The following is an 8300-nucleotide window of genomic DNA, read 5'->3' as shown; positions in this document are numbered from 1 at the left end:
ATCAGGCACTTGCCTGCCCTTCCTCCCCGTGGCCACCGTCCCATGCCTGACAGTGATGTCAGGCACACTCTGCCAGCCCGCCACATCCCCCCTGACACGCCTGTCAGGGAGCCCCGGCGGGGCTCCACGAAAAGCCGCTACTCGCCGATGACGGAGCGGATGGTGTCGCGCATGGAGTGCTGGGACTTCCAGCCCACGTCCTGGATCCAGCGCTGACCGTCCACGGCGCAGAGGAACTGGATGTGGTCCAGCTCCGGCGGCGGGAAGTTGGCCAGCCGGTAGCGGAACATCAGGCCCAAGAGCGGCCGGGCCACCGGGTGCGGCACGGGGATGGCGGTGTGGCCCAGTTCGCGCAGCACCGCGGACAGGGGCACCTGGCCGGGGCCGACGACGTTGTAGACGCCCTTGGGCTCCGGGCGCAGGGCCTCCACCATGGCGCGGGCGACGTCCTCCACGTGGATGAGCTGCACCATCGGGTCGAAGCCCGCCATGGTCCACGGGTGGCGCAGCCGCAGGTAGTTGGACGGCGCGTTCTTGATGGTGGGCCCCACGATGTGGACGGGCCGCAGGATGACCGTCTCGATGTCGGGGTGCTTCCAGAAGAAGCTGTGCGCCAGCATGTCCACTTCGATGAGGTCGCGCACGCCGGAGAAGCGGCTCGCGGCCATCAGCGGCGCATCCTCCGTGAGGAAGTTGGAGTTGTCCGGGCTGGGTCCGTAGACGTTCGCCGAGGACAGCACCACGACCTTCTTCACGCCGTACTTCGCGCAGTACTCCAGCAGGCGCGTGGTCCCCACGACGTTGAACGAGTGGTGCTCCTCCTCGCTCATGCGCGGGTCATGCATGATGCCCATGTGGATGACGGCGCGGACCTCGTTCTTGCGGAAGACGTCCTCCGCCTTCTTCTTGCGCAGGTCCAGCTGGTGCATCTCGACGTCCTTCGGCTTGCCCAGGAAGGGGCGCCGGTCGATGCCGATGATGCGCTCGCGCTTGTGCAGCTGCTTCGCCAGCGTGCGGCCCAGGTTGCCACTGATGCCGGTGACGACGACGGCCGGGCGCTTGTCCGCGGGCGCGTCCTTCTCTTCGTTGGAGGCGCTCACCAGAACACGCCCCGGCGTTCCTTGAGACCCTGGTGGAGCATCGCCTGGATGGAGGCCTTCACGGTGCGCACCTTCTTGTCCAGCTCGCTGTCCTCGTCGTCCGCGCGGCCGGTGAAGTGGAGCGCGTCGCCGAAGTAGATCCGGTACTTCGTGGGCAGCGGGAAGGGCGTGCCCGTGGGGGTGATGGGGAAGGACGGGAAGCCCAGCAGCTTCGCCACGGGCTTCAGGTTCATCAGCGCCGGGGCCTGCTCCTCCGCGCCCACCACCGCGATGGGCACGATGGGCGTGTTCGTCTCCAGCGCCAGCCGCATGAAGCCCAGGCCGAACTCCTGGAGCTGGTAGCGCTGGGGCCACAGCTTGTTGAGCCCGCGCGTCCCTTCCGGGAACACGAGGATGGCCTCCTCCGCATCCAGGAGCCGCCGGCAGTTCTCCGGCGTGCCGACAATCTGGCCCACGCGCGCCATGAACGTGGAGACGTACGGCAGGGACGGCACCCACTTCTCCACCATGCTGCGGATGGCGCGCGGCGGGTTGCCCTCCACCATCAGGGCGATGCCAATCATCGCGCCGTCCAGGGGCAGCTGGCCGGAGTGGTTGGACACCAGCAGCACCCGGCCCGGAGGAATCCGGTCCGCGCCGTAGGCCTCCACGCGGAAGTAGTGGCGGTAGAGCCACATGAACGGGGCGATGGCGGCCAGGCTGTAGTCCAGGTTGAACCCGAACGGGTCCACCCCGTACTCGTTCTCCGTCCGGGCCAGGGCCTGGAGTTGGTCGGACTGCTGCTCGCCGGCCATGCGCTCGGTCCAGCCGCGCAGGCCCTTCTTCACCTTGTCGCTGAAACGCTCCAGCATGGGCTCGCTCCTTAGCACCCCGGCACGCACACCGGGAGTGCGCCGACAACAAGCGAACCCCTTCTGACGATAATCCGCCGGAAGGTCCCCCATGCGCATCCCCTCCAAGCCCTCTTCGCCCTCCCGGACGTCCGGTTCCACCGTCGCCGCCACGGTGCTGACGCTCGCCTCCTCCGGGGCCACGGCGGGGCGGCTGTCCTCCAACGTCAGCGACTTCCAGCCCCAGGCCACCACGTCACGGACGGGCAACACCGTGGCGGTGAACGCGCTTGCGCCCAAGCGGGCCCAGACGTCCGGCCTGGAGCGCGAGCCGTCCCAGGCCGTGGCCTTCGTGCGCGACTTCAACGCGCGCCTGGACCTGCCGCCCGCGCGCCTGAAGGAGAAGCTGGCGCAGATGCGCGAGAGCCCCTCCGCGATGTTCCGCGCCATGCCCGCCCTGTTCCAGGCGGACCTGCGGGGCCCGTATGCGCAGGAGGCGCGCCTGACGGACCGGCCCGCGCCGGACATCCGGGTGGTGGGCGACGCGCACGTGGGCAACCTGGGCACGTTCCGGGGCCCGGACGGCAAGGCGGTGTGGGGGCTCAACGACTTCGACCAGACGGGCACCGCGTCGCCGGAAGCGGACCTCACGCGCCTGGCCACCAGCGCCGTCCTCACCGCGCGCGAGGCGGGACTGTCGTCCAGCGAGCAGGCCAAGGCGGTGGAGGCGCTCGCGAAGAACTACTTCGAGACGCTGGAGCTGCTGGCGGACGGCGACGCGAACCCCGGGGCGTTCCTGGACAAGAAGGAGTCCTCCGGCGCGGTGAAGGACCTCATCGGCAAGGCGCGCGACACGTCCGCCAGGGACCTGCTGTCCAAGTACGTGAAGCTGGACGGAGCGAAGGGCCCTCGCTTCCTCACGTCGGACACGCTCAAGCCGCTGGACGCGGAGAAGCAGGCGGCGGTGCGGACCGCGCTGGCGTCGTACGAGAAGACCCTGGACGGCACGGAGGGCGTGGCGGTGCCCCTCAAGGTGCTGGACCTGGCGGCCCGGCTGGACGCGGGTGGCAGCAGCTACGGCCTGGAGCGCGACTACGTGCTCCTGGGCGCGGCGGATCCAAAGGCGCCGCCCGTGCTGCTGGAGCTGAAGGAGCTGCTCGCCTCCGGGGTGACGTCTCCGCCGGTGCCCGCGAACGGCGCGGACGTGGTGAAGGCGCAAGAGGAGCTGGGCGGCGCCGTGAATCCGCTCACGGGCGCGGTGAACATGGGCGGCCGGGCGTTCCTCGCGCGCGAGGTGGAGCCGGAGAAGGACAAGCTGGACGACGCCGTGCTCGGGAAGAAGAAGGCCCTGCGCTCCACCTTCGAGCAGGCCGGCGTCGTGCTGGCCCGGGCCCACGGCAACACGCAGGCGCAGGCCGCGCGCCTGGAGGACTGGGTGGGCGGAGACACGAAGGGGGCCACGAAGCGGCTGGTCGCCTTCGCGCAGGCCTACGCGGATCAGGCGGAAGCGGACTGGAAGGCGCTGAAGGCCGCCCGCTGATCAGAGCGACGCGGACAGCCGCCCCGCCGCGTCGCGCAGGGTGACGACGTCGAAGTCGTCCTTGAGCCACTGGAAGATGCTGCGCAGCCGCTCCACCTTCTTCGCGGCGCTCACGCGCAGGTCGCGCTGCTGGCGCACCAGCTCCTGCGGGATGCCATCCGTGGCGTCCAGCACGTCCACACCGTGCAGCTCGAAATTGAAGAAGGCATCCGCCCGGCACGTGCGGTACGCGGCGCGCATCGTGCCGCGAGGCAGCGTCGTCGCGAACGTGCCGATGAACGGGAAGCGCACCACCGGCGTCACCGTCATGGGCAGCTCCACCACCGCCCCCGAGCCGCGCCGGTAGGGCTGCGCGGGGTCCGGCCGGTACGGCACGCGCGGCGCCAGCAGCACGCGGGGCGTGTCCAGCACGGAGCGCGAGGGCCGCCCCAGCGCCGCGAGCGCCCCCATCACCGCCGCCTTCGCCGCGTAGTACGGAGCCGCCGGGAACGCGGACGACCCATACCGGTAGCCCTGCGCCACGGTGGCCGCGTACAGGTCCGCGTTCAGCGTGTAGCCCGGGGCGCGGAACCCGGAGGGGCGCACGCCCACGGCCTTCAGGATGGCCGCGTCCGCGCGTGACAGGTCTTCCGCGATGGCGTCCGGCCCGCGCCGGGTGAGCGCGTAGTCATGGGCGTGGCTGTGGCTCGCCACCTCCACGCCCGCCGCGTGGGAGCGCCGCATGCCATCCGCCGCGCCGGGGTCCGTCTCCAGGTCCTCGCCGATGACGAAGAACGTCCCGGGCACCCCGACCTCCGCCAGCAGCTCCAGGAAGCGCGGCACCGCCACGCGGTGCACCAGCGTCCGGGCGCGCTCGTCGAGCAGCGACTCCGGCAGCCCGTGGATCAGGCAGTAGTGCGGCAGGGAATCCAGGTCGACGGAGATGGACGCCAGGCGCGCTGCCGTCATGAGGCAATCCCCCCGCTCAGGTCCCGCGGACGCGGATGACGTAGAACAGCTTGCCCACGTTCTTGAGCACGTTGGGCACGCGCTTGAACAGGTGGATGGACGGCTGGCGCTTCTCATGGAGCTGGATGGGGATCTCCATGACGTTCAGTCCCTCGCGCCACGCGCGGATGACGAACTCGCTGGCGAACACGTCCATGTCCACCACGCACTTCTGGATGACGGGCAGCAGCGCTTCCCGGCGGAACGCCTTCAGGCCGTGCGTGTCCGTGCCCTGGAAGCCCAGCGCCACGCGCAACAGCTTGTTGTGCACCCGCGTGGCCGCGCGGCGGATCAGGGGGCGCTGGTCGCTCGCGCCCTTGGCCGCCTTGGAGCCCACGACCATGTCCGCCTCGCCGCGCTCCAGACGGGGCAACGCCGCGTCGTAGAAGGTCAGGTCGCAGAGGTCGATCTCATCGCACACCACGTAGGTGCCCCGGGCCTTGAGGATGCCGGCCTTGAGCGCCACGCCGTAGTTCGGCGTCTCCGAGTGGAACCAGCGCAGGCGCGGGTTCTTGGAGCAGAGCTCTTCCAGGATTTGGGGCGTCGCGTCGCGCGAGCCGTTCTCCGCGAAGATGATTTCGTAGTCGAGCCCGCGAGCATCCAGCCCCTGACGCAGCTCTTCGGCTGCCTGGGCGATGATGGACTCCTCGTTGTAGACGGGGATGACGACGGAGAGGTGCAGGGCCATGGGTCCGGAGATGCGAAGGGAAGGCGTTGGGGCCTAGCACGCCCCCGGACCACCGTCGACAGGAGACGACTCCATGCGTCAGCCGTTCAGCGTCCGGGCGCAGGCCCGCCCGCCCAGGATGGCGTCCTCCATGGAGGAGTATTCCCACTTTCCATAGCGTCCCGCCGTGAGGATGCCGGCGTGCTCCAGGAAGCGGTTCACCTCCGCCATCGCGGGGCCGTAGGCGTCGTCGTAGAGGACGTATGCGTTGGGAATCTCCCGGCCCTTCGTGAAGAGGATGTCGTCCGCCGAGTGGATCATCCGCGAGCGCACCAGGTCCTCCACCGCGAACTTCTCCGCGTCCGCCACGGACAGGTCGCCGTGGTGGCTGAACTCCACGGAGAAGCTGGCCGTGTCCGGCGGGGCCAGGGGCGCGTACACCGCCGACGGCGCCCCGATGCGGTACGAGTGGAACTCCGGCTCCGGCAGGTAGATCCAGTGCCACGGCTGGCGGTTCGCGCCCCTGGCCCCCACGCACACGTACGTGACGATGAAGGCGCGCAGGCGCTTCGCCGCGGCCCGCACCTCGTCCGGCACGCCGGAGGCGCCCTTCCCGATGAGCTCCACCAGCCCGGGCAGCGCGATGGAGGACACCAGGTTCGAATACGGCAGGGTGCGTCCGTCCGACAGCGCGACCTGCTTCGCCTTCCAGTCGATGGAGACGGGCTCGGTGCGCACGCTCAGCTCGCCGCCCGTCAGGTGCTGCTTCATCGCGCGCGCCAGGCTCTCGATGCCGCCCTCGCGCGGGTAGAGGAACGACGCGTTGTAGCCCAGCTGATCACTGCCCGCGCCGAGCGCCCCGTCCACGACCTCCTTGAGGGAGGGGCGCGGCACGAACCGGCCGACCCACGCGGCGGACATCTCGCGCGGGTGCACGGTCCAGAGCTTCTGGTTGTAGGGCAGCATGAAGTTCTTCGCGAAGCCTTCACCCATGTAGCGGAGGATGAACTCCTCGAAATTCACGGGTTCGCGCTCGCGCAGGGCCCGGCCCTTCTCCCCGTAGATGGCCTCCACGTAGCCGACGAGGTTCTCCGCGACGACCTCCGGCGGCAGCCCGTGGGTGTTCACCTGGTAGGGGAAGCGGGTGAAGGTGTCGCGAGAGAACACCGCGGCGCGGCGCTGGATGCGGACCAGCTGGTCCGGGAGCCAGAGCGTGTTGACCAGCTCCTGGATCTCCGGGTCGCGCAGGTGGAGCCAGTGGCCGGTGGGGTCGAAGTAACACCCGTCGATGACCTCGGTCTTGATGAGGCCTCCGACCCGGTCGGACTTCTCGATGAGGCGCCAGGGGCGCTTGAGGAAGTGCGCGGTGGACAGGCCCGCCAGGCCCGCTCCGAGGATGACGATGGGATCCATGACCCGCCGGGTCTACCACCACGGGCGGGGACCTGGAAAAGGGACGTACACTGTTGGTGTTGGCGGGCGCCCGCCCTCCTGCCCGCCTGGGTGACGGCGGTGCGCCCCGAGGGCGCGTTCTTTCCGGGCTTGAAACGGCTCTGCTAGCCTGCACGCGCCGCGCGGACCATCGCACCGCCCCCGTCATTCATGCGCGTGCGCGCGCCAGCCGGTCTCGTCGAAGGAAAACAATGAAAGTCTCCTGCCCGTCGTGCCAGACGAATTACAACATCGATGACAGGCGGATCCCGCCCGGGGGCGCGAAGCTGAAGTGCGCCCGGTGCCAGACCACGTTCCCCATCAAGGCCGATGGCGCGGGCGCTGAAGCTCCCGAGGCCGCGCCCCCCGCGGCGCCGCAGCCCGCCGCCATCCCGCTGCCGGGCAATGCCGCCCCGCAGTCCGGCGCCATTCCATTGCCCGGGAGCGCCGCGCCGCAGTCCGCCGCCATTCCGCTCCCTGGCAGCGCCGCGCCGCAGTCCGCCGCCATTCCGCTCCCCGGCACCGCCGCGCCCCGCGCCGCCGCCATCCCGCTGCCGGGCAGTGCCGCGCCCCCGTCCGCCGCGATTCCGCTTCCCGGCAGCGCCGCCCCGCAGTCCGCCGCCATTCCGCTCCCCGGAAGCGCGGCGCCCCAGTCCGCCGCGATTCCGCTCCCGGGCAATGCCGCACCGCAGTCGGCCGCCATCCCGCTGCCGGGCAGTGCCGCACCGCGCGCCGCCGCTCCGGCCCCCCAGTCGGCGGCGATTCCGCTTCCTGGCAGCGCCGCCCCGCAGTCCGCCGCCATTCCGCTCCCTGGCAGCGCCGCGCCCAAGCCCGCCGCCATCCCCATGGGTGCGGGTCCAGCCATCCCGCTGCCGGGCACGGCCGCACCGCGTTCCGCCGCCATCCCGCTCCCCGGGAGCGCCGCGCCCCCGTCCGCCGCGATTCCGCTGCCAGGCAGCGCCGCGCCGCAGTCCGCGGCCATCCCCATGGGCGCGGGTCCGTCCGCTGGCGCCATTCCGCTGCCCGGCGCGGCCGCCCCTCGCGCCGCCGCCATCCCGCTGCCCGGTAACGCCGCGCCGCAGTCCGCCGCGATTCCGCTGCCCGGCGCGGCCGCTCCTCGCGCCGCCGCCATCCCGCTGCCCGGCAACGCCGCACCGCCCGTCCCCGAGGATCCGTTCTCCTTCGACGACGAGCTCCCGCCCGCCGCCTTCGCGTCGCCGGGCGTGGCCGCGCCCCGGGCCATCTCGCTCGACGCGGGACCCGCCGCGCCGGTGGCCCTGCCGGACGACTCGTTCGGCTTCGACATGGACGCCGCGCCGCCGGCCCCCGCGCCCGCGGAGGATGACTTCTCGGAGGTGAGCAGCGGCGAGTTCTCCTCGCTCGACACCAGCGACTTCTCCGAGCCGCGCGAGGACGTGACCCGCGTCGTCGCCATCCCCGTCCCCACCGCCGCCTTCCGCGAGCCCGCCGCGCCCGCCGCCTACGGCTCGAGCGAACCCGCCAGCACCGCGCGCGACTTCGACTTCTCCGAAGACCCCGTCGCCGCCGCGCCGCCCGCCCCCGAAGCCGACTTCGGCACGCCGGACTTCGACTTCGCGGACGACGGCAACCTGCCCGTCCCCGCGCAGGCCGCGCCCGAGGACGCGTTCACCTTCGACATCAACGACCCGTCCAACGCCCACGGCCCCGCGTCGTCGCGCGCCCATCCGCAGACCTACGGCTACGGCGACCCCGTGCCCCAGGAG

At 71.4% G+C, this 8300-nt stretch carries 7 protein-coding genes; 2 read left to right on the top strand and 5 right to left on the bottom strand.

The genetic code is table 11. The annotated features are described in order from the left end of the window. Nucleotides 1-137 precede the first annotated feature (137 nt). Together D7X32_RS41515 and D7X32_RS41510 are read right to left on the bottom strand one after the other, a co-directional pair. Nucleotides 138-1100: an SDR family oxidoreductase gene (locus D7X32_RS41515; protein ID WP_120608040.1), complete on the bottom strand. Its 963-nt coding sequence runs from the start codon at nt 1098-1100 to the stop codon at nt 138-140. Next, entirely contained in the window at nt 1097-1951 is an 855-nt protein-coding gene (locus tag D7X32_RS41510; RefSeq protein ID WP_120608039.1) for a lysophospholipid acyltransferase family protein, read from the bottom strand. The genes D7X32_RS41515 and D7X32_RS41510 overlap by 4 nt, the downstream gene beginning before the upstream one ends. A gap of 91 nt (nt 1952-2042) precedes the next feature. On the opposite strand from D7X32_RS41510, the gene D7X32_RS41505 reads away from it, so the two are divergent. Further along, entirely contained in the window at nt 2043-3470 is a 1428-nt protein-coding gene (locus D7X32_RS41505; RefSeq protein ID WP_120608038.1) for a DUF2252 family protein, read from the top strand. Here the strand turns inward: D7X32_RS41505 and D7X32_RS41500 are convergent, their stop codons facing one another. The 3 genes from D7X32_RS41500 to D7X32_RS41490 form a co-directional block, all read right to left on the bottom strand. Then, complete coding sequence (locus tag D7X32_RS41500; protein ID WP_120608037.1) at nt 3471-4418, bottom strand: polysaccharide deacetylase family protein; 948 nt, start codon at nt 4416-4418, stop codon at nt 3471-3473. 16 nt (nt 4419-4434) lie between these two features. Next, nucleotides 4435-5145, bottom strand: coding sequence for a glycosyltransferase family 2 protein (locus tag D7X32_RS41495; protein WP_120608036.1), 711 nt, complete (start codon nt 5143-5145; stop codon nt 4435-4437). 78 nt (nt 5146-5223) lie between these two features. Further along, nucleotides 5224-6537, bottom strand: a complete 1314-nt coding sequence (locus D7X32_RS41490) for a protoporphyrinogen/coproporphyrinogen oxidase (RefSeq protein WP_120608035.1) — start codon at nt 6535-6537, stop codon at nt 5224-5226. A 230-nt stretch (nt 6538-6767) separates the two neighbouring features. Here D7X32_RS41490 and D7X32_RS41485 point away from each other — a divergent pair. Beyond that, the coding region (locus D7X32_RS41485) for a zinc-ribbon domain-containing protein (protein ID WP_208752721.1) at nt 6768-8300 on the top strand (1533 nt) is incomplete at its 3' end.

It is taken from the genome of Corallococcus carmarthensis, assembly GCF_003611695.1.
GTDB classification, from domain to species: domain Bacteria; phylum Myxococcota; class Myxococcia; order Myxococcales; family Myxococcaceae; genus Corallococcus; species Corallococcus carmarthensis.
Note: the sequence above shows the minus strand (reverse complement) of the source record. Positions and strands in the feature narration are given on the sequence as shown.

What these genes read in the sequence shown, in the direction of transcription:
- D7X32_RS41490 (WP_120608035.1), bottom strand. Translation starts at nt 6,537, where the DNA reads ATGGATCCCATCGTCATCCTCGGAGCGGGCCTGGCGGGCCTGTCCACC.
- D7X32_RS41510 (WP_120608039.1), bottom strand. Translation starts at nt 1,951, where the DNA reads ATGCTGGAGCGTTTCAGCGACAAGGTGAAGAAGGGCCTGCGCGGCTGG.
- D7X32_RS41495 (WP_120608036.1), bottom strand. Translation starts at nt 5,145, where the DNA reads ATGGCCCTGCACCTCTCCGTCGTCATCCCCGTCTACAACGAGGAGTCC.
- D7X32_RS41500 (WP_120608037.1), bottom strand. Translation starts at nt 4,418, where the DNA reads ATGACGGCAGCGCGCCTGGCGTCCATCTCCGTCGACCTGGATTCCCTG.
- D7X32_RS41505 (WP_120608038.1), top strand. Translation starts at nt 2,043, where the DNA reads ATGCGCATCCCCTCCAAGCCCTCTTCGCCCTCCCGGACGTCCGGTTCC.